The following is a 26,066-nucleotide window of genomic DNA, read 5'->3' on the forward strand; positions in this document are numbered from 1 at the left end:
ACGGAGCGGGCCGGCGGAGCTCCGCCGGCCCGCTCCGGCCATGTCAGGCGTCGACCTCGTACCGCCCGGTCTCCAGGAAGTACCGCAGTTCCTCCGGCGTGCCGTCGATGACGTCCTCGGCGGCCGCGCGCAGCGCCGCGCTGATGGTCGGGTCGGCCAGGATGCGGGCGACGGCGACGCGGTCGTCCTCGGCTTGGGCGAGGCGGTAGCCGGTTTCGAGGAAGGCGCGCAGGGCCTCGGGGGTGTTGGTGTCGAGGGCCTTGGTGGCTTCGCGCTTGACGCCTCGGCCGGAGTCGGGGTCGCCGATGATGCGGACGATGGCGACGCGGTCGTCCTCGGCCTGGGCGAGGCGGTAGCCGGTTTCGAGGAAGGCGCGCAGGGCCTCGGGGGTGTTGGTGTCGAGGGCCTTGGTGGCTTCGCGCTTGACGCCTCGGCCGGAGTCGGGGTCGCCGATGATGCGGACGATGGCGACGCGGTCGTCCTCGGCCTGGGCGAGGCGGTAGCCCGTCTTCAGGAACTCCCGCATGTCCTCCACGGTGCCGTCGAGCGCCTCGTTGGCCTCGCGGGCGACGCCGCGGCCGGAGTCCGGGTCGGCCAGGATGCGAGCGATCGCGATACGGAGCTCGTCCTCCGACATCTCGTCCACCGGCGTCCCATCCGCCGGCGCAGCCGACACCACCGCGACCGCCGCGGGAGCGGTGCCGGCGGCGAAGGCCGGAGTGGTGAGCAGGAGGGCGGGCGCCAGGGCGCCGGTGGCGACGAGCAGGGCACCGCGGGTGAGTCTCATGCGTGAACCTTCCTTCGGGACAAGGGAATCGAGAGCATGTTCGCATGTCCCGTTCGGCGGGTCCGCCCATTTATGACGGTGCGTCAACGCCCTTGTCCGCGAGGTCACTTCCGACCGTCGGGCGCGTACTCCTCCAGGAAGTGGGCGACGTGGTCGGCGTAACCGCGTACGTCCGGCGGCACGCCCTTCGTCGCGTTCACCGTGCGGTACGACGTGCGGTACGCGGAGGCGATCAGGACCTGCCGGTCGCCGGGCAGGTCCTCGTGCAGGCGTGGGGCGATCCAGCACAGGTAGCGGCCCATTGCCGGGATGGACTCGGCGGGCGGGAAGGGGGGTTGGGGGACCGTCTCGCCGGGGGTGCCGTCCTCGTTCATCCACCAGCGCAGGACGCGCGGGGTCCAACGGGCGATGCCGTACTCGTTGTTGTCGGGGTCGGAGAGGTCCGGGTCGAAGTCGCTCTCCACCTTCAGCATGGCGGCGATCAGGACCGGCGTGACCTCCTTCTGGTCACAGTCGTGCGCCGTCTCGACGATCAGCAGCCGGTAGGCGGGCGGAACGCCCCGGTCGGTGCGGAGTTCGGAGGCGCCGTACGCGGCGGCGGAGACGTTCGCGGACGCGCCGGACCCGGTTCCGCCGCCGGTTCCGCCGGCGCCCGCCCAGACATTGATGCCGTAGGCGAGGGCGGCCAGGGCCGCGGCCGCTCCGGTCAGGACGGCCGCGACGGACCCGCGGCGCAGGCGGCGGGCGGTACGCATGCGGCGGGCGGTGCGCAGGCGGGGCAGGCCGAGGACGCGCCGGTCCGGGCCCGCGGCCGCCGTCACCCGGCGCAGCAGCTCGGTGCCGCCGATGCGCTGCCGGTGCGTCCGGGTCAGGCAGGCGCGCACGATCTCCCGCCAGCCGTCCGGCAGTTCCGGCGACAGGCGCAGTTCGTCGACGCCGCGGGCGTAGGCCGCCGCCGCGTCGCGCCGGGCGGTCGAGGTCGCCCCGGGCAGCGGGAAGGAGTCGGTGAGCACGAGGTGGGCGAGGACCCCGAAGGCCCAGATGTCGGCGGACGGGCGGATGCGGCGGCCCCGTTCGCCGATCTCGGTCCACAGCAGTTCCGGCGGGGTGTAGTCGGGGGTGGAGAAGGCCGGCGTGTAGGCGTGGGTGCCCTCCAGCTCCGCGGCCATGTTGAAGTCGGCGAGGCGCACCGAACCGTCCGCCATCAGCAGCACGTTGGCCGGCTTCAGATCGCCGTGCACCCAGCCGGCGCCGTGCAACTGGGCGAGGCCCTCGGCGATCTGCGCGAGCAGCGCGGGGCCGGCCGCGGGCCGGGGCGTCGCGGCGAGCAGGGCCGACAGGGAGCCCTCGGCCTTCTCCAGGACGAGGACGGTGGCGCCGTCCAGCTCCGGCCGGCCCGGGTCGTCGACCGTCAGCGTCTGGTACATTCGCACCAGCCGCGGGTGCCGCAGCCGCCGGTACAGCTCGACCAGTTCGCGCAGATGGGTCAGCCGGCGGGGCGTGGCCGTGCCGGTGGGCAGGAACTTCAGCGCGGCCGTGGGCGGCAGCCCGGGGCCGTCACCGACGCGCCGGGCGGCGTACACACTGCCGAAGGCGCCCGTCGCGAGGGGCTCGCGCACCTCCCAGTCGCCGACCCGGTAGCCCTTGGGCACGGGTACGGCGTACGCCTCGGTCACCGGATCGGCCCGGCCGGACGAAGGCCGCCGAAGAGCCGGAAGGCGCCGCGCGCGAGCCTGTCGGGGGTGCGGTTTCGCTCGTCCTCCGTGGTCGGCGGAGGTACCACGATGATGCTGTACAAGGTGCTCTCCCCGTGCCTGAACAGCTACCACCGTCAGAGTAGGGCGACGCACCAGGGCCGTGCCCCCCTCGTACGGGTGAGACACGGCCCTTGGATGTGATTGGCGTGAACTGGTCCGGTCGACCGGGTCCGTTCAGTAGCGGGGACGGTTGAACCAGGCCTTGCCATTGGCGTTGCCGACGAAAACGGCGACCAGGATGGCCAGGACGGTGTGCACCAGGCCCATGATGATGAACGGGTAGATGCCGAGGACCGCCGTGATGATGGCGAAGACCAGGATGGTGACCCGGGCGCCGTTGCCGCCGTTCCTGAACTTCGTCGCCAGGACGGCCGCGAACACCATCCAGGCCAGGCCGAACACCACGTAGCCCCAGATCAGGCCGGTCGAATCGCCGACCAGGTCCTGGAAGGCGGTGTTGTCCTTGAGGGACGCGTCGTCCTTCGCGGCGTTGAGGGCCGCGGCGCCGATGCCGAGGATCACCACGGCGACGACCTGCAGACCGACGATCACCCACATCATCACGCGGGCCGCGCTCACCGAGCCCGGCATCGTGGTCGGCGCGGCGGGACCGGCGCCGTAGGGGGACACCGGAGGGGCCTGCGGGTAGCCGTAACCGGGCGCCTGCCCCTGGTCCTGCGGGTATCCGTAGCCCGGCTGCTGCGGCTGCTGCCCCTGGGGAGCGCCGTAGGGGTTGTTCGGGTCGCCGTAGCTCATGGGGGACTTTCCTCCGTTGGTCCGAGTGCGGGGACGACGCGTGACATCCGCACGGAGGAAAATCTTCAGTATTGCGACCGTCCCCCCGTTGAGCTGCCCGCGGCACTTGTCGGGTCATCGTTCTTCACCACTGACCGGCTTGTCCAGCCGCATTCCCGATGTGTTGTGCAAGTGCAACATCGCTGATCATGGGCGGATACGGGAGGACGGCCCCCCGGTGCCCGGATTGCGGCCGGATTGGAACCGCGGCGGGGTCATCCGCGAGGATGGGGCCATGACCGCCCAGATTCTCGATGGCAAGGCCACCGCAGCCGCGATCAAGTCCGATCTGACCGCCCGCGTGGCGGCGCTGAAGGAGAAGGGCGTCACGCCCGGCCTCGGCACGATCCTGGTCGGGGACGACCCCGGCAGCCAGAAGTACGTCGCCGGCAAGCACCGCGACTGCGCGCAGGTGGGCATCGCCTCCATCCAGCGCGAACTGCCCGCCACAGCGACCCAGGAGGAGATCGAGGCGGCCGTCCGCGAACTCAACGAGGACCCGGCCTGCACCGGGTACATCGTGCAACTGCCGCTGCCCAAGGGCATCGACGAGAACCGCATCCTCGAGCTGATGGACCCGGACAAGGACGCGGACGGGCTGCATCCGATGAACCTGGGGCGCCTCGTCCTCAACGAGCCCGCCCCGCTGCCCTGCACCCCGAACGGCGTGCTGACGCTGCTGCGCCGCTACGGCGTGGAGATCAAGGGCGCCGAGGTCGTGGTCGTCGGACGCGGCGTGACCATCGGCCGGCCGATGCCGCTGCTGCTCACCCGCCGCAGCGAGAACGCCACCGTGACGCAGTGCCACACCGGTACGCGTGACCTGTCGGCGCACCTCAAGCGCGCGGACATCATCGTGGCCGCCGCCGGTTCCGCCCACCTGATCCGCGCCGAGGACGTGAAGCCCGGCGCGGCCGTCCTCGACGTCGGCGTCTCCCGCAGCGCCGAGGGCAAGATCGTGGGCGACGTCCACCCCGACGTCGCCGAGGTCGCCGCCTGGATCTCCCCGAACCCCGGCGGAGTCGGCCCGATGACCCGTGCCCAGCTGCTCGTCAACGTGGTCGAGGCGGCGGAGCGCAGTGTCGGCTGAGCACCGGACCCCGAGCGGGGCCGAGCACCGGACTCCGGGCGACACCGAGCACCGGACCGCGAGTGAGGCGGAGCACCGGACCCCGGGCGGGCATGAAACGCACGGCGGGCATGAAACGCACGGCGGGCGCGAAACGCCCGGCGGGCAGGAGACGTCCGACGGGCAGGAGACACCGAGGGGACACGAGTCACCGGAGGACCTCACCGTCCGGGACCCCATCAGTGCGCCCGATGCCGAGGGTCGGCCGCGGCGGGTGACCCGGCGCTTCCCGCTGTTCACCAAGGACACCGCGCGGCCCGAGGGTGGTGGCCGGGCCGCGCCCGGGGACGCTCCCGCCCCCGCTCGGCAGTGGCCCGTCCTCGCCGTGCTGGGGCTGGCCGGGCTCGGGCTGCTGGTGACGGCGTTCGGCCAGTTCCGGCTCGGGACGCTGCTGATCGGCGTCGCCCTGCTGGGCGGTGGCGCGATGCGCTGGCTGCTGCCGGACGTCGGCATGCTCGCGGTCCGCTCCCGCTTCACGGACATCGTCACCTACGGCCTGCTCGGCACCGTGATCGTCCTGCTGGCGCTGATGGCACAGCCGAATCCGTGGCTGCAGATCCCGTTCCTGAAGGACACTCTGCACTTCACGGTCACCAACGAATGACGGGGACGGCGGTCCGTCCCCTCCCCCGAGGAAGGACGGCCCGCCGCCACGACCCACCCTCGGCCACGGCGAACGGCCTGTTCAACGGCTGTCAGAGCGCTGTGGCACGGAAGTGACGGTTCCGGTACGTCTCGCTTCCGGTTCTGATCCGATACCGCACAAAGTGGTGCGACGACGGGGTTGGCAGGGACAATCAGGACGGTCCAGGGTGTATCGCGCGCGGTCACCATGCTCCTGTGCGCCCCCCGTCAGGGAACTGAGATCCTGGCTGGACGCATCCCTGTGGGTATCCACAACGGGGACTCGGCCAAGGCCGCCACGCGCGGGGCGAACAGCGCGAGAAATATCAGCACGACCGGGGGGAAGAGGGGGAGCAATGCCTCGTTGGAAGGCCTTGCCGGATGAGCTCGATCCACAGATCAGGGAGTTCACCAGCCAGCTGCGCAGACTCGTGGACCGCAGCGGTCTGAGCATCGCGTCGGTGGCGGACCGCACGGGCTACAGCAAGACGTCGTGGGAGCGTTACCTGAACGGCCGGCTGCTCGCGCCGAAGGGCGCGATCGTGGCCCTGGCCGAGGTCACCGGCACGAATCCGGTGCACCTGACCACGATGTGGGAGCTCGCCGAGCGCGCCTGGAGCCGCTCGGAGATGCGGCACGACATGACGATGGAGGCCATACGGATCTCCCAGGCGCGCGCCGCGCTCGGGGAATTCGGCGGGCAGGACTTCTCCGACCCCTCGGCCGGTGGCAAGACGGCCTCGGCGGGTGAGGGCAGGGCGGCCTCCGCGGGCGGCGCCAAGCCCGCCCGCCGGAGCGGCGGCACCACGGTCACGCCGGGCATCGCGGGACCGGCCGGTGTGGCCCCGTCCGTGCCGCCGCAGCCGACGGCGCCCGAGGTCCAGGACTCCACCGGCGCGGGTGTGCGGGAGGAGAGCGGCCGGGCCGCCGAGCCCGAGGTCAACTCGTGGGGGCTGGCCGGGTACCAGGGCCCGTCGTCGACGGGCGGGCGCTCCGCCGGAGCCGGCACGGGCCGGGGATCCCGGCCCGGCGCGGGGTCCGGAACCTCCGCCGGGTCGCCCGGGGGCCCCGGGTGGACATCCGGCGCCGGGGCGGACCCGTACGCCGAACCCCAGGACGCGGTCCCGGGTCGGGCCGGTGGTGCGGGTGCCACCGGTGGTGCCGGTGGTGCCGGGGGGACCCGCCGGACCTCCTCCTCCTCCTCCTCCGCGGGCAAGAAGCGGACCGTGACCTTCCTCGCGGGGGTCGTGGGTGTGCTCGTGGTGATCGCCGGCGCGTTCTACCTCACCGGCGGCGGTGGCGACGACGAGGCCAAGGGCGGCACCAAGTCGCCCTCGCCGACCGTCAGCAGCGACCCGAAGCTGCCGCCCGGCGTGAAGTGCAGCGGCGACAGCTGCACCGGCAAGGACGCGGAGGCCATGGGGTGCAGCGGTGACCTGGTGACCACCGCCCAGACCGCGACCGTCGGCACGACCGTCGTCGAGGTCCGCTACAGCGAGACCTGCAAGGCGGCCTGGGGTCGCATCACCCAGGCGACACAGGGCGACGAGGTCCAGATCAGCTCGGGCAAGGCGAAGCAGACCGGCAGCATCACCGCGGCCGGTGACGCCATCGCCTACACCCCGATGGTGGCCGTGAAGAACGCCGCGGACGCCAAGGCCTGCACGACCCTGGCGGCCGGCCAGAAGGGCTGCACCGACTAGCCGACGGGCGGCTCCGCCGGTCGTCGGGCTGCTTTGACTGGCCGCTGGGCGGTTCTGCCGGTCGGCGGGCTGCGCCGGCTGGTCGGATGGGCGGTTGTGTCGGTCGGCGGGCTGCGCCCCCGGCAGATGGGCTGCGCCGGCTGGTCGACGGGCTGCACCTATTGGTCGCCGGGTGGCCCTGCCGGTCGGCGGCCTGCGCCGGCTGGTCGGATGGGCGGTTGTGTCGGTCGGCGGGCTGTACCCCCGGCAGATGGGCTGCGCCGGCTGGTCGACGGGCTGCACCTATTGGTCGCCGGGTGGGCCTGCCGGTCGGCGGCCTGCGTCGGCTGGTCGGATGGGCGGTTCTGCCGGTCGGCGGGCTGCACCGGCTGGTCGGGCTGCACCCCCGGTCGGTGGGCGGCGCTGGTTGGCGACGAACTGCGCCAACTGGTCGATGGGCGGTTCCGCCGCCGGGTGGACGGGCTGCACCCGGCTGGTCGATGGGTCGTTCCGCCGGTGTCGAAGGGCTGCAACCCCTGCTCGATGGGCGGCGTTGCCGGTCGATGGGCTGCGCCGGCTGGTCGCCGGGTGGCTTCGCCGGTGGTCGGCCTGCTCCGCCGGTCGCCGGGTGGCTCCGCCGGCGGTCGGCCTGCTCCGCCGGTCGCCGGGTGGCTTCGCCGGTCGCCGACCCGCCCTACCCGTCGACGACCCGCCCGACCCGCCCTACCCGTTGCCGACCCGCCCCACCCGTCGCCACCCCGCCCCACCCGTCCACAGCCCACCCCGCCCCACCCGGGCGAAGAATTTTCGAACGGGAGGAGTGCCCGCCGGAATCGGGGGCACGCGAACCGTACCCCCACGGGAGTCCGGCATGGTCGGTATCCCCCCAGGCGGCCGCCTTCGTCCTCCTCTCCCGGACGGGCGGCCGCCTCTCGCGTGGGGGCGGGCACGCGGAACGGGGTTGTGGGCCGGGCCACACCGACCCGGACGTCCGGGATCCCGGATGCGCGATAGCCTGACGGCTGGATGGATCTCTTGACGCCAAGAGATCGATCAAACGTCCGGGGCAGGGACCCCGCCCCACCGCCAGCTGTCATACGGAGAACGCCATGACCCGCACTCCCGTGAACGTCACCGTCACCGGCGCGGCCGGCCAGATCGGTTACGCCCTGCTCTTCCGCATCGCCTCCGGTCAGCTGCTCGGCGCGGACGTGCCGGTGAAGCTGCGCCTGCTGGAGATCACGCCGGCCCTGAAGGCGGCCGAGGGTACGGCCATGGAGCTGGACGACTGCGCGTTCCCGCTCCTGCAGGGCATCGACATCACCGACGACCCGAACGTCGCCTTCGACGGCACCAACGTCGGTCTGCTCGTCGGCGCCCGCCCCCGCACCAAGGGCATGGAGCGCGGCGACCTGCTGGAGGCCAACGGCGGCATCTTCAAGCCGCAGGGCAAGGCCATCAACGACCACGCCGCGGACGACGTCAAGATCCTGGTCGTCGGCAACCCGGCCAACACCAACGCCCTCATCGCCCAGGCCGCCGCGCCGGACGTCCCGGCCGAGCGCTTCACCGCGATGACCCGCCTGGACCACAACCGCGCGCTGACCCAGCTCGCGAAGAGGACGGGCTCCACGGTCGCCGACATCAAGCGCCTGACCATCTGGGGCAACCACTCCGCCACCCAGTACCCCGACATCTTCCACGCCACCATCGCCGGCAAGAACGCCGCCGAGGTCGTGAACGACGAGAAGTGGCTGGCCGACGACTTCATCCCGACCGTCGCCAAGCGCGGCGCCGCCATCATCGAGGCCCGTGGCGCCTCGTCGGCCGCGTCCGCCGCCAATGCCGCCATCGACCACGTCTACAGCTGGGTCAACGGCACCGCCGACGGCGACTGGGTCTCCATGGGTATCCCGTCCGACGGTTCGTACGGCGTGCCGGAGGGGCTCATCTCCTCCTTCCCCGTCACCACCAAGGACGGTTCGTACGAGATCGTCCAGGGCCTGGAGATCAACGAGTTCTCCCGCGCCCGGATCGACGCCTCCGTCAAGGAGCTCGAGGAGGAGCGCGAGGCGGTCCGCGGCCTCGGCCTCATCTGACCGGAGCCTCTCCGCGTTCGTACGCAGGCCCCGTACCGGTCGCTTCCGGTGCGGGGCCTGCGGGCTTCGCGGGGCCGGAGTCCGCATGGGCCCGGCCGTATCCCACGGTCACCGCCACCGTGGCCGCCAGGACCAGCAGGCCCACGACGCGCAGCGCCGGTGCCATGCCGCTGTTCAGATCGCGGTGGGAGGCCAGGACCGTGCCGGTGACGGCGACGCCGAGAGCCGCACCGATCTCCCGTGCGGAGGTGCCGAGGCCCGAGCCGAGGCCCGCCTGGTGGGGTGGCAGGGACGTGACCACTCCCAGGGTCAGCGCCGGCATGCACAGCCCGGTGCCGGCCGAGATGACCAGCAGCCAGCAGGAGTAGAGCGGGTAGGGCGTTCCCGCTCCGGCCGTGGACACGCCCAGCAGGCCGGTGCCGATGAGGGCGAGGCCGCCGCCGATGACGGGGCGGGGGTGGGCTGACCAGCGGGCCGCCAGCCTGGGCACCAGGGTCATGCCGATGACGAGCGGCACGATCGCGACGCCAGTGCGGGCGGGTCCGTAGCCCTTGACGCCTTGCAGGTACTGCGAGTTGACGTAGAAGAGGGAGAACAGACCGAAGAAACCGGTCGCCATGCCGAGGGTCGTCGCGCGCAGCCGGGGCGCGGCGAAGACGCGCGGGTCGAGCAGCGGGGCGCGCGAGCGCAGGGACACGAGCGTGAACAGGGCGACGAGCAGGGCGCCCGCCGCGAACGCGAGCAGGATCCGGGGCGAGGCCCAGCCGTACGCCGGGCCCTCGATGATGCCGAAGAGGACCGCGACCAGTCCGCCGGTGAGGAGAAGCGTCCCGGCCGGGGCGAGGCTGCTGTGCGGGGAGCGGTCCGTGCGCGGGGTGGTGACGGCGACCGCGACGACGAGCAGCGCGGCCAGCGGCACCATGGCCGCGAACAGGACCCGCCAGGACGCGTACTGGCCGGCGAGACCACCGCCGAGGTTCCCGGCCAGCCCGCCCAGGCCGAGCGCCAGTGTCCAGGAGGCCATGGCGCGGGCGCGTCCGCCCGGTCCGGCGAGGTGTACCAGGATCGACATCGTCGCGGGCGTGATGAGCGCGGCCCCGGCCCCGGAGACGCCGCGCCCGGCGATCAGCAGAGCGGGGTCCCGGGCGAGGGCGCTGAGGGCGGCCCCGGCCGCGAACAGGGTGAGCCCGGCGAGCAGGGCGCCCTTGCGGCCGTACCGGTCGCCGAGGGCTCCGGCCGGGATGAGGAGTCCCGCGAAGACGATGACGTAGGCGTCGACCGTCCACAGGATCTCGCCGGTCGAGGGGTGCAGGGACGAATCGCTCAGCTGCGGGATCAGCAGGTTGACGGCCGCGACCATGCTCTGTGCGACCAGGGCGCAGGCGCACAGGGCCAGCAGGGTCGGCTGTTTCAGGGCGTGCGAGGGCAAGGCTCCTCCCGGGAGCTCGGTGGGTGGGGATCGCACTGCCGACCGTAGGCTCGGGCCGTACCTGTACTCCAGTGCAACCTTTGCAAGGGATCGATGCGTGTGACGCAATCAAGCGGTCTGGATCTGAATCTGCTGGTCGCGCTGGATGTGCTGCTGGAGGAGCAGAGCGTCGGCGGGGCGGCGCGGCGGCTTCATCTGTCCGAGCCGGCGATGAGCCGCACCCTGGGCCGGATCCGCAAGGCGCTCGGGGACCCGGTGCTGGTGCGGGCCGGGCGGCGGATGGTGCCGACCCCGCGGGCGCTGGCCGTGCGGGCGGAGGTGAGTGCCGTGGTCGAGCGGGCGCGGGCCCTCTTCACGCCCCCCGCCGACACCGACCTGCGCACGGTGACCCGGACGTTCACGGTGCTGTGCCACGACGCCGTGGCCGCCGCCTGCGGTCCTGATCTTTTCGCGCGGGCCGCACGGGACGCACCCGGCATCCGGCTGCGGTTCCTCGCCGAGAGCCATGTGGACGCGCCGCTGCTGCGGGAGGGCACCGCCGATCTGGAGGTCGGGGTGATCGACACGGTGGCGCCCGAGGTCCACGTGGAACCGCTGTACGAGGACCGGATGATGGGTGTCGTACGGGCCGGACATCCGCTGCTGGAGGGCGAGTTGACGCCCGAGCGGTTCGCCCGGGAGGCCGATCACCTGGTCGTCTCCCGGCGGGGCAGGCTGCGCGGCCCGGTGGACGATGCCCTCGCCGATCTCGGCCTGACCCGGCGGGTGGTGGGCTCGGTGGGCACCTTCCCGGCCTCCCTCTTCGTCGTCCGGGCCACCGACCTGACGGGGCTGATCAGTTACTGGAGCGTCCCCATGGCGCGGGCCCTCGGCGTGGCCACCTTCGAGGTGCCGCTGCCGCTCCCCCCGCTGCAGGTCGGTCTGGCCTGGCACCCGCGTCACGACGCCGATCCCGCACACGCCTGGCTGCGGGGCGCGGTCCGGGAGATCCTCTTCGACCGGTCGTGCAAGGACTGACCCGCCGGTTCGGCCGACCGGGCCGGTGATCGTCGGGTCACGCTCCGAAAGCCGGCCTGTCCGTCGCCCTCACGCCCGGTGAACGATGGGTACTTTGGCCCCCGTTTGTCCGCATTTTCAGTGACGCAGCGCACTTTCGGCCACAGGTGCGCATGCAATTGCGGGAGTAGGGCAGGCGAACTCGGTCTCTTAGTGACACGAATGTGACACAGGGGCGCTGATCAGGAACGGAAGGCGAAGAGCGATCATGGCGGAAAGTACCGAACTTCAGGCGCGTGAAACCATCCATGCGGGAGGAGAGTGGCGAGCGGCCACCTCCGGGGCCACCCGCGAGATCCTCGACCCCGCGGACGCCCTGCCCTTCGCCGTGGTCGCGGAGGGCGACGAGAAGGACACCGATCTGGCGATCGCCGCCGCCCGGCGCGCCTTCGACGAGGGGCCGTGGCCGCACACGCCCGTCACCGAGCGGGCCGCGCTGCTGAGGCGCGTCGCCGATCTCCTGGTCCGTGACCGCGAGAAGCTCGGCCGGCTGGAGGCCCAGGACGCGGGCAAGACCGTCGAGGAGGGCCGCGTCGACATCGACTGTGTCGCCGACGCCTTCCGCTACTTCGCCGACCTGGTCGCCGGCGAGGCCCCCGGCCGGGTCGTGGACGCGGGCTCGCCCGACATCCACAGCGTCGTCGTGCACGAGCCGATCGGCGTCTGCGCGATGATCACGCCCTGGAACTACCCGCTGCTCCAGGCCAGCTGGAAGATCGCCCCCGCCCTCGCCGCCGGCAACACCTTCGTCATCAAGCCGAGCGAGATCACGCCGATGACGACCATCGCGGTCATCGACCTGCTCGTCGAGGCCGGACTCCCCGCGGGTGTCGCCAACATCGTCACGGGCCCCGGGCATTCGGTCGGCGCCCGCCTGTCCGAGCACCCCGACGTCGACCTGGTCTCCTTCACCGGCGGCCTGATCAGCGGCACCAAGGTCGCCGAGGCCGCCGCCCCGACCGTCAAGAAGGTCGCCCTCGAACTCGGCGGCAAGAACCCCAACGTCGTCTTCGCCGACGCCTGCGCCACCGAGGAGGGCTTCGACACCGCCGTCGACCAGGCCCTCAACGCCGCCTTCATCCACAGCGGCCAGGTCTGCTCGGCCGGTGCCCGCCTCATCATCGAGGAGTCGGTCCGCGACCGCTTCGTCACCGAACTCGCCCGGCGCGCCGAGAGGATCCGCCTCGGCCGCGGCACCGAGGACGGCGTCGAGTGCGGCCCGCTCGTCTCCGAGCAGCAGCGCGCCAAGGTCGAGATGTACGTCGAGTCCGCCCTCAAGGAGGCCGCCGTGCTGCGCTCCGGCGGCAAGCGCCCCGAGCCGTCCGCGCAGCGCCCGGAGAACGGCTACTTCTACGAGCCGACCGTCCTCGACCACTGCCACCGCGAGATGCGCGTCGTGCGGGAAGAGGTCTTCGGGCCGGTCGTCACCGTCGAGACCTTCCGGACCGAGGACGAGGCCGTCGCCCTCGCCAACGACACCGAGTACGGACTGGCGGGCGGCGTCTGGACCGCCGACGCGGGCCGCGCCCGCCGCGTGGCCGGCCGGCTGCGCCACGGCACGATCTGGATCAACGACTTCCACCCCTACCTGCCGCAGGCGGAGTGGGGCGGTTTCGGCAAGAGCGGAGTGGGTCGCGAACTCGGCCCCGCCGGACTCGCCGAATACCGGGAGACCAAGCACGTCTACCAGAACCTCGCTCCGAAGCCGGTGCGCTGGTTCGCGGGCTGACCCCCTTCCCCCCGCCGGGCCGCCGACCTCCGCGGGGCAGCCGACCCCCAACCCGGGCTGACCCCCACATCCCGGGCTGACGTCCCCGTCCCACGAGCCCGTTCACTTCATCCCCACTGGAGCAAGTACGCCATGTCCCACACCAGTCATGAGTACGACTATGTCGTGATAGGTGGCGGAACCGCAGGTTCCGTGATCGCCTCCCGCTTGACCGAGAACCCGGACGTCACCGTCGCCGTCATCGAGGGCGGCCCCAGTGACGTCGGCCGTGATGACGTGCTGACCCTGCGCCGCTGGATGGGCCTGCTGGGCGGCGAGCTCGACTACGACTACCCCACCACCGAACAGCCACGCGGAAACTCGCATATCCGGCACAGCCGGGCCCGCGTGCTGGGCGGCTGTTCCTCGCACAACACCCTGATCGCCTTCAAGCCGCTGCCGGCGGACTGGGACGAGTGGGAGGCCGCGGGCGCCAAGGGCTGGGGCGCGGTGCAGATGGAGGCGTACTTCGCCCGGCTCAACAACAACATCGTCCCGGTCGACGAGAAGGACCGGAACGCCATCGCCCGCGACTTCGTCGACGCGGCCCAGGAGGCCCTGGGCGTGCCGCGCGTGGAGGGCTTCAACAAGAAGCCGTTCACCGAGGGCGTCGGCTTCTTCGACCTCGCCTACCACCCCGAGAACAACAAGCGGTCCTCGGCGTCGGTGGCGTACCTGCACCCGGTGATGGACGAGCGGCCCAACCTGACGATCCTGCTGGAGACCTGGGCGTACAAGCTCCAGCTGGACGGCGACCGCGCCGAGGGCGTGCACGTGCGCACCAAGGACGGCGAGGAAATCCTCGTCAAGGCGCGCAACGAGGTCCTGCTGTGCGCCGGTGCTGTCGACTCGCCGCGGCTGCTGATGCACTCCGGCATCGGCCCCAAGGCCGACCTGGAGAAGCTCGGCATCCCCGTCACGCACGACCTGCCGGGTGTCGGCGAGAACCTGCTCGACCACCCCGAGTCGGTCATCGTCTGGGAGACCAACGGCCCCATCCCGGAGAACTCCGCGATGGACTCCGACGCGGGCCTGTTCGTGCGCCGCGACCCCGAACAGCCGCACCCCGACCTGATGTTCCACTTCTACCAGATCCCGTTCACGGACAACCCGGAGCGACTGGGCTACCAGCGGCCGGAGTTCGGCGTCTCGATGACCCCGAACATCCCCAAGCCGAAGAGCCGCGGCCGGCTCTACCTGACCAGCGCCGACCCCGAGGTCAAGCCGGCCCTGGACTTCCGCTACTTCACCGACGAGGACGACTACGACGGCAAGACCCTCGTCGACGGCATCAGGATCGCCCGCGAGATAGCCAAGACCGAGCCCCTGGCCGGCTGGCTCAAGCGCGAGGTGGCCCCCGGCCCGGACGTCACCGGTGACGAGGAGCTCAGCGAGTACGCGCGCAAGGTCGCGCACACCGTCTACCACCCCGCCGGCACCTGCAGGATGGGCGCCGCCGACGACCGGTCCGCCGTCGTCGACCCCGAGCTGCGCATCCGCGGCCTGGAGGGCATCCGCATCGCGGACGCCTCCGTGTTCCCCACGATGACCACCGTCAACCCGATGATCGGAGTCCTCATGGTCGGTGAAAAGGCCGCCGAGCTGATCGGTGGTGGTTCCAAGTGACCGCGACCCTCGAACCCCCCACGGAGCAGACCATGGACACCACTCCCGTCTTCTCGGTGGAGGGCCTGTGGAAGGTGTTCGGCCCCAAGGCCGACCGCGTTCCCGGCGACCCCGAGCTCACCGCCCTCGACCCCGCCGAGCTGCGCTCCCGCACCGGCTGCACGGCCGCCGTCCGCGACGTCAGCTTCGACGTGCGCAAGGGCGAGGTCTTCGTCGTCATGGGCCTGTCCGGATCCGGCAAGTCCACGCTGGTGCGCTGTCTGACCCGGCTCATCGAGCCCACGGCCGGCACCATCGCCATCGACGGCGAGGACGTCCGCGCCATGGACCGCTCCCGGCTGCGCGAACTGCGCCGCCACCGCGCCGCGATGGTCTTCCAGCACTTCGGCCTGCTGCCGCACCGCACCGTCCTCGACAACGTCGCCTACGGCCTGGAGATCCAGGGCTTGGGCAAGGCCGAGCGGCGCGAGCGGGCCGCCGAGGTCGTCACCAAGGTCGGCCTCGAAGGCATGGAGCACCGCCGCCCCAGCCAGCTCTCCGGCGGCCAGCGGCAGCGCGTCGGCCTCGCCCGCGCGCTCGCCGTCGACCCCGAAGTCCTCCTCTTCGACGAGCCGTTCAGCGCGCTCGACCCCCTCATCCGGCGCGAGATGCAGGAGGAGGTGGTCCGGCTCCACCACGAGGAGGGCCGCACGATGGTCTTCATCACGCACGACCTCCAGGAAGCCCTCAAGCTGGGCGACCGCATCGCCCTGATGCGCGACGGCCGGGTCGTCCAGCTCGGCACGCCCGAGGAGATCGTGGGCTCGCCCGCCGACGACTACGTCCGCGAGTTCGTCCGCGATGTCCCGCGCGAGCAGGTCATGACCGTCCGGACGGCCATGCGCCGTCCGTCGGCCGGCCAGGACGGCAGCGGACCGGCCGTGCGCCCCGACGCGACGGTGTCCGAGGCGATCGAGGCGGTCGCCCGCGCCGGCGCTCCGGCCCGGGTCGTGGACAAGGGCCGGTGCGTGGGCGTGGTCGACTCCGACACGCTCCTCGGCGTCGTCGCCGGCACGGAGCAGCCCGCTCCGCCCGGGACGGAGCAGCCCAAGGAGGCGGTCTGATGGCTACCATCACCGCGAACCCGCCCCGCGTCGGGCTGCCCGGTCTCCTCAAGCACCGGGCCGTGCACAAGCTGCTGCTGCTCGCCCTCGCCGCCGCGGTCCTCGTGCCGCTGGCCAACGCCCGCTGGGCGAGCGGCACCTGGCCGAGCGCGCTGACCGTCGACTTCTCCGAGCCGCTCGCCAAGGCCAGCGACTGGATCATCGACAACCGCGACAGCCACCCGCTGTTCCTCTACTTCTTCGGCCACGTCAGCAACGTCGTCGTCATCGGCGTACGGGCCGTCTACCTCACCTTCCTGGCCGTCGGCTGGGCGGGCGTGACCGCCCTGGGCGCGCTGGTCGCCTGGCGCGTGGCGGGCGTGAAGCTGGCCCTCGGCACCGGCGCCGCGTTCCTCGCCTGCGGGCTGCTCGGCATGTGGGTGCCGACCATGCAGACGCTCGCCCTGATGGTCGTCGCGGTCCTCGCGTCGGTCGTGGTGGGCGTGGTGCTCGGGCTCGCCGCCGGGCTGTCCGACCGGATGGACCGCGTGCTGCGGCCGGTCCTGGACACCATGCAGGTGCTGCCCGCCTTCGCCTACCTCCTGCCGGTCGTGCTGATCTTCGGCATCGGCGTCCCGGCGGCCGTCCTGGCCACCGTCGTCTACGCCGCCCCGCCCATGGCCCGCCTCACCTCGCTCGGGCTCCGCGGCGCCGACAAGGAGGTGCTGGAGGCCGTCGAGTCGCTCGGCTCCACGGCACGCCAGCGCCTGCTGACGGCCCGGATCCCGCTGGCCCGCAAGGAACTCCTCCTCGGCCTCAATCAGACGATCATGATGGCGCTGTCCATGGCCGTCATCGCGGCCGTCATCGGCGCGGGCGGTCTCGGTGACCGCGTCTACCAGGCCCTGGCCTCGGTCGACGTCGGTGCCGCCCTGGCCGCCGGTATCCCGATCGTGCTGCTGGCCGTCGTCCTCGACCGCGTCACGGGCGCGGCGGGGGAGAAGCTCGGCGCCGAACCCGAGCCGCACAGCGGGCGCGGCTGGCTCTTCGCCCTCGCCGGCGTCGTCGTCGTGGCGGTCGCCGGGCGGCTCGCGGGACGCCTCGACTGGCCCGACTCCTGGGTCGTCGCCATCGCCGAGCCCGTCAACCGCGCCGTCGACTGGATGACCGCGCACCTGTACTCGGGCGTCCCCGTCGTCGGCGGCACCGCCGACTGGGCCGGCCACTTCACCACCTGGGTCCTCGACCCGATGCGTGACGGCCTGCAGGCGCTGCCCTGGTGGTCGGTCCTGCTGATCGTCGCCGCCCTGGCCTGGGTGATCGGCACCTGGCGCACCGCGCTCACCGCCGTCCTCGCCATGGCCGCGATCGGCGTCCTCGGCGTCTGGAAGCCGTCCCTGGACACCCTCTCCCAGGTGCTGGCGGCCGTCGCCGTCACCCTGGTCGTCGGCTTCGCCGTGGGTATCGCCGCGGCCCGCAGCGACCGTCTGGAGCGGGCGCTGCGCCCGGTCCTCGACGTGTTCCAGACGATGCCGCAGTTCGTGTACCTGATCCCGGTCGTCGCCCTGTTCGGCGTCGGCCGCGCCCCGGCCGTCGCCGCGGCGATCGTCTACGCGCTGCCGGCCGTCGTCCGGATCACCACCCAGGGCCTGCGCCAGGTCGACCCGGCCGCGCTGGAGTCCTCCAGTTCGCTCGGCGCGACCAGCTGGCAGCAACTGAAGCAGGTGCAGCTCCCGCTGGCCCGCCCGGCGCTGCTGCTCGCCGTCAACCAGGGCCTCGTCCTGGTCCTCGCCGTCGTCGTCATCGGCGGCCTGGTCGGCGGTGGCGCCCTCGGCTACGACGTCGTCTTCGGCCTCGCCCAGGGCGACCTGGCGACCGGTCTGGTGGCCGGCGGCGCGATCGTCTGCCTCGGCCTGATGCTCGACCGGGTGACACAGCCCACCGAACGCCGTGCGAAGAAGGGAGCGTGACATGCGAGTCCGTAAGACTGCCGTGATCGCCGCGGCGAGCTCCCTGGCACTGCTCACCGGCTGCGGCGCGGCCGACATGACCAAGCAGGCCTCGCCCTTCGCCAACGCGCAGGGCGCCAAGACCGTGACCCTGTCCGTGCAGTCCTGGGTGGGTGCCCAGTCCAACGTGGCCGTCGCCCAGTACCTCCTGGAGCACGAGATGGGCTACCGCGTCGACACCGTCCAGGTCGACGAGGTGCCCGCCTGGGACGCCCTCAGCCAGGGCCGCGTCGACGCGCTCCTGGAGGACTGGGGCCACCCCGAGCAGGAACAGCGGTACGTCAAGGACAAGAAGACGATCGCGCCCGGCGGCGAACTCGGCGTCACCGGTCACATCGGCTGGTTCGTCCCGACGTACTTCGCCAAGAAGCACCCGGACGTCACGAACTGGAAGAACCTCAACAAGTACGCCGACCAGTTCCGCACCCCGGAGAGCGGCAACAAGGGCCAGCTCATGGACGGTTCGCCGTCCTACGTCACCAACGACAAGGCGCTGGTGAAGAACCTGAAGCTGGACTACCAGGTGGTGTTCGCCGGGTCCGAGGCGGCGCAGATCACGCAGATGAAGCAGTTCGCCAAGGAGAAGAAGCCCTTCCTCACCTACTGGTATTCGCCGCAGTGGCTCTTCAAGAAGGTCCCGATGACCGAGGTGAAGCTGCCGGCGTACAAGGAGGGCTGCGACGCCGACCCGGAGAAGGTCGCCTGCGCCTATCCGCACACCCCGCTGCAGAAGTACCTCAACTCGGACTTCGCGAAGAACGGCGGCAAGGCGGCGGCCTTCCTGAAGAAGTTCAAGTGGACGACCGAGGACCAGAACGAGGTCTCCCTGATGATCGCCGACAAGAAGATGACGCCGGAGGACGCGGCGAAGAAGTGGGTGGACAGCCACAAGTCCACGTGGAAGAAGTGGCTGTCCTGACGTTCACTGCGCCAGCCGGTCGGCGATCTCCCGCAGGGCCCGGGCGGCCCGTCGCTGGAGACCCGGCCCGAAGGTGATCCGGGTGGCCCCGAGCGCGCCGAGTTCGGCGGGTGAGGGGCCACCGTCGGTCGGAGCCCCCACGTTGACCGGCCCCTGGATACCGGCCCGCAGCAGCGGCAGGATCGCCGGCGGGGCCCCGATCGGGTACACGCAGTCGGCACCGGCGGCGACGTACAGCGCGGCCCGCTCGATCGCCGGGCCGGGGTCGTCGGCCCCGCAGGCGAAGGTGTCGATGCGTGCGTTGACGAACAGCCGGTCACCGGCCGCCTCGCGCACCTCGGCCAGCCAGGCGGCGTGCGCGCGGGGGTCCTTCAGCACCCCGTCCGCGGAGTCCTCCAGGTTGCAGCCGACCGCCCCCACCTCCAGCAGCCGCTCCACGAGGTCTTTCGGCGCGAGCCCGTATCCGCCCTCCACGTCCGCCGACACGGGCACGTCGACGGCCCGGACGATCCGGGCGACCGCCGCGAACATCTCGTCGGCCGGGACCTGCCCGTCCTCGTACCCGAGCGAGGCGGCGACCCCGGCGCTGGGCGTGGCGAGCGCCGGGAACCCGGCCTCGGCGAACACCCGCGCACTGGCCGCGTCCCACGGCCCGGGCAGCACGAGCGGATCACCGGGCACCCGGCCCCGGTGCAGGGCCCGGAACACGTCGGTCTTGGTCATGGTGTGTGACCCCCTGGCGGAATCCGGCGACTCACCATCACCCGGTTCCAGTTGTTGATGGCGACGACCAGCCCGATCAGATGGGCCAGCCGCGTCTCGTCGAAGTGCTTGGCGGCCCGCTCGTAGACCTCGTCCGGCACGAAACCTCCCCCAGAGCCGAAAGCCTGGGAGGTGCCCCCAGTCAGGACCGTCACCGCCTCCGTCAGCGCCAACGCGGCCCGCTCTCGCTCGTCGAAGACGTCCTCCGCCTCCTCCCACGCGGCCAGCAGATCGAGCTGCCGCTCACTCACCCCGTACTCGCGGGCGAGCGCGAGATGCATGTCGAGGCAGAACGCGCAGTGGTTGAGCTGGGAGGCGCGGATGACGACGAGTTCGGCGAGGGCCGGGTCGCCGAGCCCCTTCTTCGCCGTGGCGCTGACGGCCGAGAGGGCCCGGCCGACCGCCGGGTCCAGCAGCCGGGTCCGGGTCGTCACTTGTACTGGCCGGGCTCATAGTGCCCCGGCGCCATCCGGCAGGTCACCCCGAACCGGTTCCAGGCGTTGATCACCGTGATCGCGGCGATGACCTGCGCCAGCTCGGCCTCCTCGAAGTGCTTCGCGGCGTTGTCGTAGACCTCGTCCGGCACGAAACCGTCCGTCAGGACCGTCACCGCCTCCGTCAGCTCCAGCGCCGCGATCTCCTTCGCGGTGTAGAAGTGCCGCGACTCGTCCCAGGCGCTGAGCTGCACGATCCGCTCGACGCTCTCACCCGCCGCGAGGGCGTCCTTGGTGTGCATGTCGATGCAGAACGCGCAGTGGTTGATCTGGGAGGCGCGGATCTTCACCAGCTCGTACAGCGTGTGGTCCAGGCCCTTACGGGCGGCGGTCTCCAGCCGGACCATCGCCTTGTAGACCTCGGGCGCGTGCTTGGCCCACTCCAGGCGGGCGGGCCGCTCGGGGGCGTACTCCACGGTGGTCGTGGTCTCGGTGTGCGTCGTCATGCCCTCGACCCTAGGAAGGAAGCAGCCCAGGAGTATGGTCCATTTCCATGGCGGAATCATGGGCCACTCTGGGCATCGACCTGCTGGTGGAGCCGACCGGGCCAGGCCTGCGCCGGGGCCTGACCGACGCCCTGCGCGAGGCCGTGCGCTCCGGCCGGCTGGCCCCCGGCACCCGGCTGCCCTCCTCCCGCGCGCTCGCAGCCGACCTGGGCATCGCCCGCAACACCGTCGCCGACGCCTACGCCGACCTCGTCGCCGAGGGCTGGCTCACCGCCCGGCAGGGCTCGGGCACCCGGGTCGTGGAGCGCGAGGTCGTCCCGCCGTCCGGCACGGCGCCCCACCCCCGCGCCCTCACCCGCCCGGCCTACGATCTGCGCCCCGGCAGCCCCGACCTCGCGTCGTTCCCGCGCGCGGAGTGGCTCAAGGCCGCCCGGCGCGGCCTCACGGCCGCCCCGTACCAGGCCCTGGGCTACGGCGACCCGCGTGGCCGCCCCGAGCTGCGGGCCGCGCTCGCCGGGTACCTCTCCCGGGCCCGGGGCGTGCGCGCCGACCCCGAACGGATCGTGGTGTGCGCCGGGTTCGCGCACGGCCTGAAGCTGCTCGGCACGGTCCTGCGGGCGCGCGGGGCACGGACGGTCGCGGTCGAGTCGTACGGCCTCGACGTGCACAGGAGGATCCTGACCGCGTCCGGACTGCACACCACCCCGCTGCCCTTCGACCGACTCGGCACCGACCCGGGCGGGTTGGCGGACGCCGAGGCCGTTCTCCTCACCCCCGCCCACCAGTTCCCCATGGGCGTGCCCCTGCACCGGGACCGCCGTACGGCCGTCGCGGACTGGGCGCGGCGCACCGGCGGGCTGGTGCTGGAGGACGACTACGACGGCGAGTTCCGCTACGACCGGCAGCCCGTCGGCGCGCTCCAGGGCCTGGACCCCGACCGGGTGGTCTACCTGGGCACCGCCAGCAAGTCCCTCGCGCCCGGCCTGCGGCTGGCCTGGATGGTGCTGCCGCCGGGCCTCGCCGAGGAGGCCGCGGCGGCCAAGGGGGGCGTCGACCCGTGCGGGGTGCTGGACCAGCTGACCCTGGCCGAGTTCCTCACCTCCGGCGCCTACGACCGGCACGTCCGCGCGACCCGCCTGCGCTACCGGCGCCGCCGGGACGCCCTGGTCGCCGCCGTCGCCGCCCGGGCCCCGGAAGCCCGCGTCACCGGCATCGCGGCCGGGCTGCACGTTCTGCTGCGGCTGCCGCCCGGCACCGAGCAGTCGGTCGTCCAGGCGGCGCACTGGCGGGGTCTCGCGCTCCACGGACTCGCCCGCTACACCCACCCCGATGCGCCGGCCGAGCCCGTCGACGCCCTGGTCGTCGGATACGGCACACCCCCGGACCACGCCTGGTCCGGGGCGCTGGACGCGCTGTGTGCGGTCCTGCCCGGATAATCGCGCGAATTACTCTCCGGAATGCGTCCCGAAGGATATGGTCACCCCATGAGTGAAAGTTCTGCCATATCCCGCGTGGCCCTGAAGAAAATCACCCCCGATGTCTCCGCGGCAATGGGATCCCTGCACGCAGCCGCCGTATCCGCGGCCCGGGACGCGAAGCTCGAACCGGAACTGCTCGAACTGGTCAGGATCCGTGCCTCGCAGATCAACGGCTGCGCGTTCTGCCTCGACCTGCACACCAGGGACGCCCGCGGGCAGGGCGAGACCGAGCAGCGTCTGCACACCCTGGCCGCCTGGCGGGAGACGCCGTTCTTCACCGAACGCGAGCGCGCCGCCCTGGCGTTGACCGAGGCGGTGACACTGGTCCACGACGGTCGCGTCCCGGACGCCGTCTACGCCGAGGCGGCCGAGGTCTTCGACGAGAACCAGATCGCGGCCCTCATCTGGGCGGCCACCGTCATCAACGCCTACAACCGCATCGCGATATCGACGCGCATGGTCCCGAAAAGCTGAAAAGGGAGAGGGGAAGTGCGCCGGGTCGAATTCGATCCGGCGCTTCTTTTATCCCGCTCCTTTTCCCGCGATTCAGCCGGCAGGCAGCGGCTCCATCAAGCCGTCCAGCCATGTCCGCCATTCACCGGCCCGTTCCGCCGGAGGCACCCGCATCGGCCGTCCGACCCAGCCCGTCACGGGCCGAATTCCGTGCAGCGCGTTCACCAGCCACACCTCACGGCCGTCCAGCTCGGCCACGGTCCGCTCCCGGTGCGCGATCCGGAACCCGGAGCGCAGCGCCCGCTCCTGAACCAGGCCGGCCGTCACACTCGGCAGGACGGGCAGCCGCGGCGGGGGCAGGCACGGGGTGTCGTCCTCCCACCACAGGACACCGGCGGTGGCCGACTCCAGGACCGTGCCCGAGGGGGCGATCAGCACCGCCTCCTCCGCGCCCTCGCCCGCGGCCCGGCGGCGCACCCGGGCCAGGGTGTCCAGGTCAGGGCCCTTGCGACGCGGCACGGTCCGCGGATCGGACTGGCCCGCCGCCCACAGGCGCACCCCCGTGCCGAGCGGCGGAGCGGGCCGCAGCAGCAACCGCAGCTCCAGGGACCCGGCCGCCAGCTCCACCCGGGGGAACCACACCCCCGTGCGCGGCAGCGCGGCGGTCACGTCCTGCCAGAACGCGACGAGCCGGCGCGGCTCCGGCCCGCCGCACTCGCCGCAGGACCGCGAGAACCGCTCCCGGTGCCGGGCGTAGGCCCGCACCCGGCCCTCGCGCAGCAGCCACGAGTCCGCGACGAGCAGCCGCCCACCCGCCGCCCGCTCCGGGGCCGGGGCCAGGCCACGGCCGGGCGTCCACGCCCACAGGCCCTCCGCCACCGCCGGTCTTGTCTCCACGAGGTCCTCCTCAGTACATGCGGCCCGCGACCGCGGGTGCCCCGTGCCGGGGTCCGTAGGGCGCGTGCTCCAGCCAGGATCCACACCACGGCAGCACCGGCGCCAGGGCCGCCGCGGCCCGCTGCCGGGCCCGGACGATCCGGCGGCGCGGCCGCAGATGGTCCAGGGCCGTACCCGCGGCGGCCATGTTGAACAGGCCCGCCGCGCGCCGCACCTCGGCGAACCGCTCGACCGCCGCGCCGGTCCCCGCGGCGATGGCCCCGGCGGCTGCCGCCGCGTCCGCGATCCCGCTGTTCATCCCCCGCGCCCCGAACGGCGGGAAGAGGTGCGCCGCCTCACCGGTGAGCAGCACCCGCCGGTGCGGATCGGTGAACGAGGCCGCCACCATGCGCAGGAAGCGGTACGTCGACACCCACAGGATCCGGTCGCCGTACCCGTCCCCGACGATCGCGGGCAGCCGGCGCCGTACCGCCTCCTCGGTGCCGAAGTCCTCCGGCCGGTCGTCGTCGCGGCACTGCAAGTCGACCTGGAAGCCCCCGGTGAACGGCACCCGCATCACACTGCGCCCGCCCGCCCCGGGATGCTCGTAGTGGAAGACCCGCTCCAACGGCAGCTCGACGCCCGGCACATCGGCGATGTCCACGACGACATGGAAGCCTTCGCCGCGCGTCCCCTCCAGCTCGATGCCCAGCTCACGCCGGACCGCGGAGCGCGCCCCGTCGGCGGCGACCGCGTACGGGCCGGTCCACATCCGCCCGTCCTCGCCGGTCAGCGAGACGCCCGTCGGTGTGGTGCGCACGCCCGTCACGCGGGCGTCCCACACGAAGTCGACCCCGGCCCGCTCACAGGCCGCGCGCAGAAAACGCTCGGTGTCGGTCTGGCGCAGGCTGGTGAAGGGCGGCGGCCCGGTCAGGGGCGGGTAGGTCCGGGCGTACACCTCACGGCCCCGGTAGAGGGTGCGCCGGGTGTGCCAGGTCCGTCCGTACGAGGTGATCTCGGCGGCGAGGCCGGGCAGCATCGCGTCCAGCAGGGCGAGGGTCTCCCGGTGCACGAACAGGGCTCGGCTGCCCGGCCGTGCACGCTCTTCCGGGTCGGCCTCCAGCAGCGTGACCGGCAGGCCGTGCGCCCGCAGCGCGAGGGCCGCCGACAGGCCCACGGGTCCGGCGCCCACGACGAGGACCGGGGTCATGCCCGGGCGCCTTCGGCCCTGGGCTCCGGCACGGCGGACAGCATCCGGGCGATCTCCCCGCGCTTCACCTTCCAGGTCGCCGTCATCGGCAGCTCGTCGAAGCGCCACTGCCGCGGCTCGGCCATCGCGGGCAGCCCGGCCGTGGCCCGCCGCCAGCGCTCCGGGTCCAGGGGCCGCTCCCCGCGCACGCACACCACCGGCACCGGCTCGCGCTGCGCCCCTCGCACGATCACGACCTCGCGCAACTCCTCCAACCGCGACATCAGGGCGTCCTCGACCTCCAGGTTGCTGTGCACGGCGTCGATCCGGTCGACCTCCCGGTCGATCAGGTACAGCGCACCGAGGCGGCTGCGATAGCCCAGATCGCCCATCTCCCACCAGCCGTCGGTGAGCTGACGGTCGTAGCGCTCCTGGAGGCCGAGGTAGGTGAGGATCCGGCCCCGGGTGCGCGCCTCGATGCGGCCCGGGGTGCCGGGCGGAACCCGCGCGCCGTCGGCGTCGGTGATCCGGACCCGCGTGAAGCCGGGTATCCCGAACCCGACCCGGCGGCCGTCCGCCCGGGCCGCGCTGCGCCGGGTCACCACCTGGAACGCCACCGGCCCCGTCTCGCTCTGCCCGTACAGCTGGATCAGCCAGGGCGTGCGACGCCGTGAGGCGTCCAGCAGCCGCCGCACGGTGCGCGGATGGATCGCGTCGAACGTCGAGCCGTACGACCGCACCCGGGACAGCGGCGCCCCGGGCGCACCGGCCAGCTCCTCCCACAGCACGAACGTGTTGGGGTGCGTCTCCACGATGCCGGGCCGGTGCCGGGCCAGCAGCGGGCCGACCGCGGCCGGGTCCGGGTCGGTGATCAGCACGAGCGGACTGCCGAAGTGCAGGAGCACGCCGAGCAGATGGTAGAAGCGCGAGTGCACGAACGACATGTGCAGCGCGGCCGTCTCACCCCGGGTGGGCCATCCCATCGCCTGTTGCGGCACGAGCCGGTTCCACATCGTCTGTGCGCAGTGCACGGCCAGTTTGGGGACGCCGGTGGTGCCGGAGCTGTGGGTGATCAGGGCGGGTTCACGGGGATGGAGCCGCACGGGCGGGGGCGGTTCGGCGCCGGCGTACGCGGCCAGCGGCTCGGCACCGGGCGCCTCGTCCACGGTCAGCGTCCGCCGCACGAGCCCGGACAGGCCGACGTCACCCAGACCGGCCAGCGTCGCGCCGTCGGTGATCAGCCAGGGCCGCCGCAGCCGTGCGAGGAGCTGCCCGGCCACCGCGGGGGCCAGCGTCGGCGACAGCAGCACCGGCACGGCCCCGATACGGGACACGGCGCAGGTCAGCAGCATGATGTCGACGTTGTCGGCCTTGTGCACGACGACCTGCTCCGAGGGTCGTACCCCGGCCTCCCACAAACGGCCGGACACCTCCTCGACCACCTCGGCCAGCACGCGGTAGCTCAGGTCGACCCCGAGGGCGGGGGCGACGTCGAGGGGCCGGTCGAGCGTGACGAAGACCGCCCCGTGCCGGTCGGCCGCACGCCCGAAGACCGGTCCCAGATAGAACCCTCGGTCGGCGAGCAGGGACTGTCGCATGGGTTCGT

General features: G+C 72.5%; 22 protein-coding genes and 1 pseudogene. 12 read left to right on the top strand and 11 right to left on the bottom strand.

Annotation, left to right across the window (positions count from 1 at the left end):
* Nucleotides 1-43: 43 nt before the first annotated feature.
* The 4 genes and pseudogenes from IE153_RS22430 to IE153_RS22440 all read right to left on the bottom strand — a co-directional run bounded on the left by IE153_RS22430 (nt 44) and on the right by IE153_RS22440 (nt 3,300).
* Nucleotides 44-787 (bottom strand): ALF repeat-containing protein, encoded by a 744-nt coding sequence (locus IE153_RS22430; RefSeq protein ID WP_189591621.1) that lies wholly within the window; start codon nt 785-787, stop codon nt 44-46.
* A gap of 104 nt (nt 788-891) precedes the next feature.
* Nucleotides 892-2,463, bottom strand: coding sequence for a protein kinase domain-containing protein (locus tag IE153_RS22435; protein ID WP_189591622.1), 1,572 nt, complete (start codon nt 2,461-2,463; stop codon nt 892-894).
* 26 nt (nt 2,464-2,489) lie between these two features.
* Nucleotides 2,490-2,585 (bottom strand): annotated as a pseudogene (locus tag IE153_RS42755) (FHA domain-containing protein); the annotation flags it as partial.
* 133 nt (nt 2,586-2,718) lie between these two features.
* Entirely contained in the window at nt 2,719-3,300 is a 582-nt protein-coding gene (locus IE153_RS22440) for a hypothetical protein (RefSeq protein WP_189591623.1), read from the bottom strand.
* A 274-nt stretch (nt 3,301-3,574) separates the two neighbouring features.
* Here IE153_RS22440 and IE153_RS22445 point away from each other — a divergent pair, with 274 nt between their 5' ends.
* From IE153_RS22445 to IE153_RS22460, 4 genes are all read left to right on the top strand, one after another.
* The gene (locus tag IE153_RS22445; RefSeq protein ID WP_031109204.1) at nt 3,575-4,429 is read left to right on the top strand and encodes a bifunctional methylenetetrahydrofolate dehydrogenase/methenyltetrahydrofolate cyclohydrolase; all 855 of its coding nucleotides are present in this window, start codon (nt 3,575-3,577) and stop codon (nt 4,427-4,429) included.
* Complete coding sequence (locus tag IE153_RS22450; protein WP_229829114.1) at nt 4,419-5,072, top strand: DUF3017 domain-containing protein; 654 nt, start codon at nt 4,419-4,421, stop codon at nt 5,070-5,072. The genes IE153_RS22445 and IE153_RS22450 overlap by 11 nt, the downstream gene beginning before the upstream one ends.
* Before the next feature lie 394 nt (nt 5,073-5,466).
* Nucleotides 5,467-6,795: a helix-turn-helix domain-containing protein gene (locus tag IE153_RS22455; RefSeq protein WP_229829115.1), complete on the top strand. Its 1,329-nt coding sequence runs from the start codon at nt 5,467-5,469 to the stop codon at nt 6,793-6,795.
* Between the two features lie 1,088 nt (nt 6,796-7,883).
* Nucleotides 7,884-8,873, top strand: coding sequence for a malate dehydrogenase (locus tag IE153_RS22460; protein WP_189591625.1), 990 nt, complete (start codon nt 7,884-7,886; stop codon nt 8,871-8,873).
* Here IE153_RS22460 and IE153_RS22465 read toward each other — a convergent pair.
* Nucleotides 8,866-10,302 carry an MFS transporter gene (locus IE153_RS22465; RefSeq protein ID WP_189591626.1) on the bottom strand — a complete coding sequence of 479 codons (1,437 nt, stop codon included), beginning with the start codon at nt 10,300-10,302 and terminating at the stop codon, nt 8,866-8,868. The two genes, IE153_RS22460 and IE153_RS22465, sit on opposite strands and share 8 nt — an antisense overlap.
* A gap of 93 nt (nt 10,303-10,395) precedes the next feature.
* Here IE153_RS22465 and IE153_RS22470 point away from each other — a divergent pair, with 93 nt between their 5' ends.
* The 6 genes from IE153_RS22470 to IE153_RS22495 all read left to right on the top strand — a co-directional run bounded on the left by IE153_RS22470 (nt 10,396) and on the right by IE153_RS22495 (nt 18,762).
* A complete protein-coding gene (locus IE153_RS22470; protein ID WP_189591627.1) occupies nt 10,396-11,319 on the top strand; it encodes a LysR family transcriptional regulator in 924 nt (307 codons plus the stop codon).
* Nucleotides 11,320-11,566: 247 nt separating this feature from the next.
* Nucleotides 11,567-13,087, top strand: a complete 1,521-nt coding sequence (locus IE153_RS22475; protein ID WP_189591628.1) for an aldehyde dehydrogenase family protein — start codon at nt 11,567-11,569, stop codon at nt 13,085-13,087.
* Between the two features lie 132 nt (nt 13,088-13,219).
* On the top strand, nt 13,220-14,752 hold the full coding sequence (locus tag IE153_RS22480) for a GMC family oxidoreductase (RefSeq protein WP_189591629.1): 1,533 nt from the start codon (nt 13,220-13,222) through the stop codon (nt 14,750-14,752).
* Between the two features lie 32 nt (nt 14,753-14,784).
* On the top strand, nt 14,785-15,855 hold the full coding sequence (locus IE153_RS22485; RefSeq protein ID WP_189591630.1) for a quaternary amine ABC transporter ATP-binding protein: 1,071 nt from the start codon (nt 14,785-14,787) through the stop codon (nt 15,853-15,855).
* Entirely contained in the window at nt 15,855-17,804 is a 1,950-nt protein-coding gene (locus tag IE153_RS22490; RefSeq protein ID WP_189591631.1) for an ABC transporter permease, read from the top strand. The genes IE153_RS22485 and IE153_RS22490 overlap by 1 nt, the downstream gene beginning before the upstream one ends.
* Nucleotide 17,805: 1 nt before the next feature.
* On the top strand, nt 17,806-18,762 hold the full coding sequence (locus tag IE153_RS22495) for an ABC transporter substrate-binding protein (RefSeq protein ID WP_189591632.1): 957 nt from the start codon (nt 17,806-17,808) through the stop codon (nt 18,760-18,762).
* 3 nt (nt 18,763-18,765) lie between these two features.
* Here IE153_RS22495 and IE153_RS22500 read toward each other — a convergent pair whose 3' ends face one another.
* The 3 genes from IE153_RS22500 to IE153_RS22510 are packed head-to-tail and all read right to left on the bottom strand — an operon-like array spanning nt 18,766 to nt 20,464.
* Nucleotides 18,766-19,485, bottom strand: coding sequence for an isocitrate lyase/PEP mutase family protein (locus IE153_RS22500; protein WP_189591633.1), 720 nt, complete (start codon nt 19,483-19,485; stop codon nt 18,766-18,768).
* Complete coding sequence (locus IE153_RS22505; protein WP_189591634.1) at nt 19,482-19,958, bottom strand: carboxymuconolactone decarboxylase family protein; 477 nt, start codon at nt 19,956-19,958, stop codon at nt 19,482-19,484. The genes IE153_RS22500 and IE153_RS22505 overlap by 4 nt, the downstream gene beginning before the upstream one ends.
* Entirely contained in the window at nt 19,955-20,464 is a 510-nt protein-coding gene (locus tag IE153_RS22510) for a carboxymuconolactone decarboxylase family protein (RefSeq protein WP_189591635.1), read from the bottom strand. Before IE153_RS22510 ends, IE153_RS22505 begins: the two co-directional genes overlap by 4 nt.
* A gap of 47 nt (nt 20,465-20,511) precedes the next feature.
* Between IE153_RS22510 and pdxR the strand changes: the two genes are divergently transcribed.
* Both pdxR and IE153_RS22520 read left to right on the top strand, forming a co-directional pair.
* Nucleotides 20,512-21,900 (top strand): MocR-like pyridoxine biosynthesis transcription factor PdxR, encoded by a 1,389-nt coding sequence (pdxR, locus tag IE153_RS22515; protein WP_189591636.1) that lies wholly within the window; start codon nt 20,512-20,514, stop codon nt 21,898-21,900.
* Between the two features lie 48 nt (nt 21,901-21,948).
* Nucleotides 21,949-22,416 carry a carboxymuconolactone decarboxylase family protein gene (locus IE153_RS22520; protein WP_189591637.1) on the top strand — a complete coding sequence of 156 codons (468 nt, stop codon included), beginning with the start codon at nt 21,949-21,951 and terminating at the stop codon, nt 22,414-22,416.
* A 72-nt stretch (nt 22,417-22,488) separates the two neighbouring features.
* Here the strand turns inward: IE153_RS22520 and IE153_RS22525 are convergent, their stop codons facing one another.
* The 3 genes from IE153_RS22525 to IE153_RS22535 are packed head-to-tail and all read right to left on the bottom strand — an operon-like array spanning nt 22,489 to nt 26,058.
* Entirely contained in the window at nt 22,489-23,292 is an 804-nt protein-coding gene (locus tag IE153_RS22525) for an aminotransferase class IV (protein WP_229829116.1), read from the bottom strand.
* Between the two features lie 10 nt (nt 23,293-23,302).
* Nucleotides 23,303-24,481, bottom strand: a complete 1,179-nt coding sequence (locus IE153_RS22530; RefSeq protein WP_189591638.1) for an FAD-dependent monooxygenase — start codon at nt 24,479-24,481, stop codon at nt 23,303-23,305.
* On the bottom strand, nt 24,478-26,058 hold the full coding sequence (locus IE153_RS22535) for a class I adenylate-forming enzyme family protein (RefSeq protein ID WP_189591639.1): 1,581 nt from the start codon (nt 26,056-26,058) through the stop codon (nt 24,478-24,480). Before IE153_RS22535 ends, IE153_RS22530 begins: the two co-directional genes overlap by 4 nt.
* Nucleotides 26,059-26,066 lie beyond the last annotated feature (8 nt).

The organism is Streptomyces massasporeus, assembly GCF_014648995.1.
Classification (GTDB): domain Bacteria; phylum Actinomycetota; class Actinomycetes; order Streptomycetales; family Streptomycetaceae; genus Streptomyces; species Streptomyces massasporeus.

What these genes read in the sequence shown, in the direction of transcription:
- IE153_RS22430 (WP_189591621.1), bottom strand. Translation starts at nt 787, where the DNA reads ATGAGACTCACCCGCGGTGCCCTGCTCGTCGCCACCGGCGCCCTGGCG.
- IE153_RS22440 (WP_189591623.1), bottom strand. Translation starts at nt 3,300, where the DNA reads ATGAGCTACGGCGACCCGAACAACCCCTACGGCGCTCCCCAGGGGCAG.
- IE153_RS22445 (WP_031109204.1), top strand. Translation starts at nt 3,575, where the DNA reads ATGACCGCCCAGATTCTCGATGGCAAGGCCACCGCAGCCGCGATCAAG.
- IE153_RS22460 (WP_189591625.1), top strand. Translation starts at nt 7,884, where the DNA reads ATGACCCGCACTCCCGTGAACGTCACCGTCACCGGCGCGGCCGGCCAG.
- IE153_RS22470 (WP_189591627.1), top strand. Translation starts at nt 10,396, where the DNA reads ATGCGTGTGACGCAATCAAGCGGTCTGGATCTGAATCTGCTGGTCGCG.
- IE153_RS22475 (WP_189591628.1), top strand. Translation starts at nt 11,567, where the DNA reads ATGGCGGAAAGTACCGAACTTCAGGCGCGTGAAACCATCCATGCGGGA.
- IE153_RS22480 (WP_189591629.1), top strand. Translation starts at nt 13,220, where the DNA reads ATGTCCCACACCAGTCATGAGTACGACTATGTCGTGATAGGTGGCGGA.
- IE153_RS22485 (WP_189591630.1), top strand. Translation starts at nt 14,785, where the DNA reads ATGGACACCACTCCCGTCTTCTCGGTGGAGGGCCTGTGGAAGGTGTTC.
- IE153_RS22490 (WP_189591631.1), top strand. Translation starts at nt 15,855, where the DNA reads ATGGCTACCATCACCGCGAACCCGCCCCGCGTCGGGCTGCCCGGTCTC.
- IE153_RS22495 (WP_189591632.1), top strand. Translation starts at nt 17,806, where the DNA reads ATGCGAGTCCGTAAGACTGCCGTGATCGCCGCGGCGAGCTCCCTGGCA.
- IE153_RS22500 (WP_189591633.1), bottom strand. Translation starts at nt 19,485, where the DNA reads ATGACCAAGACCGACGTGTTCCGGGCCCTGCACCGGGGCCGGGTGCCC.
- IE153_RS22510 (WP_189591635.1), bottom strand. Translation starts at nt 20,464, where the DNA reads ATGACGACGCACACCGAGACCACGACCACCGTGGAGTACGCCCCCGAG.
- pdxR (WP_189591636.1), top strand. Translation starts at nt 20,512, where the DNA reads ATGGCGGAATCATGGGCCACTCTGGGCATCGACCTGCTGGTGGAGCCG.
- IE153_RS22520 (WP_189591637.1), top strand. Translation starts at nt 21,949, where the DNA reads ATGAGTGAAAGTTCTGCCATATCCCGCGTGGCCCTGAAGAAAATCACC.
- IE153_RS22530 (WP_189591638.1), bottom strand. Translation starts at nt 24,481, where the DNA reads ATGACCCCGGTCCTCGTCGTGGGCGCCGGACCCGTGGGCCTGTCGGCG.
- IE153_RS22535 (WP_189591639.1), bottom strand. Translation starts at nt 26,058, where the DNA reads ATGCGACAGTCCCTGCTCGCCGACCGAGGGTTCTATCTGGGACCGGTC.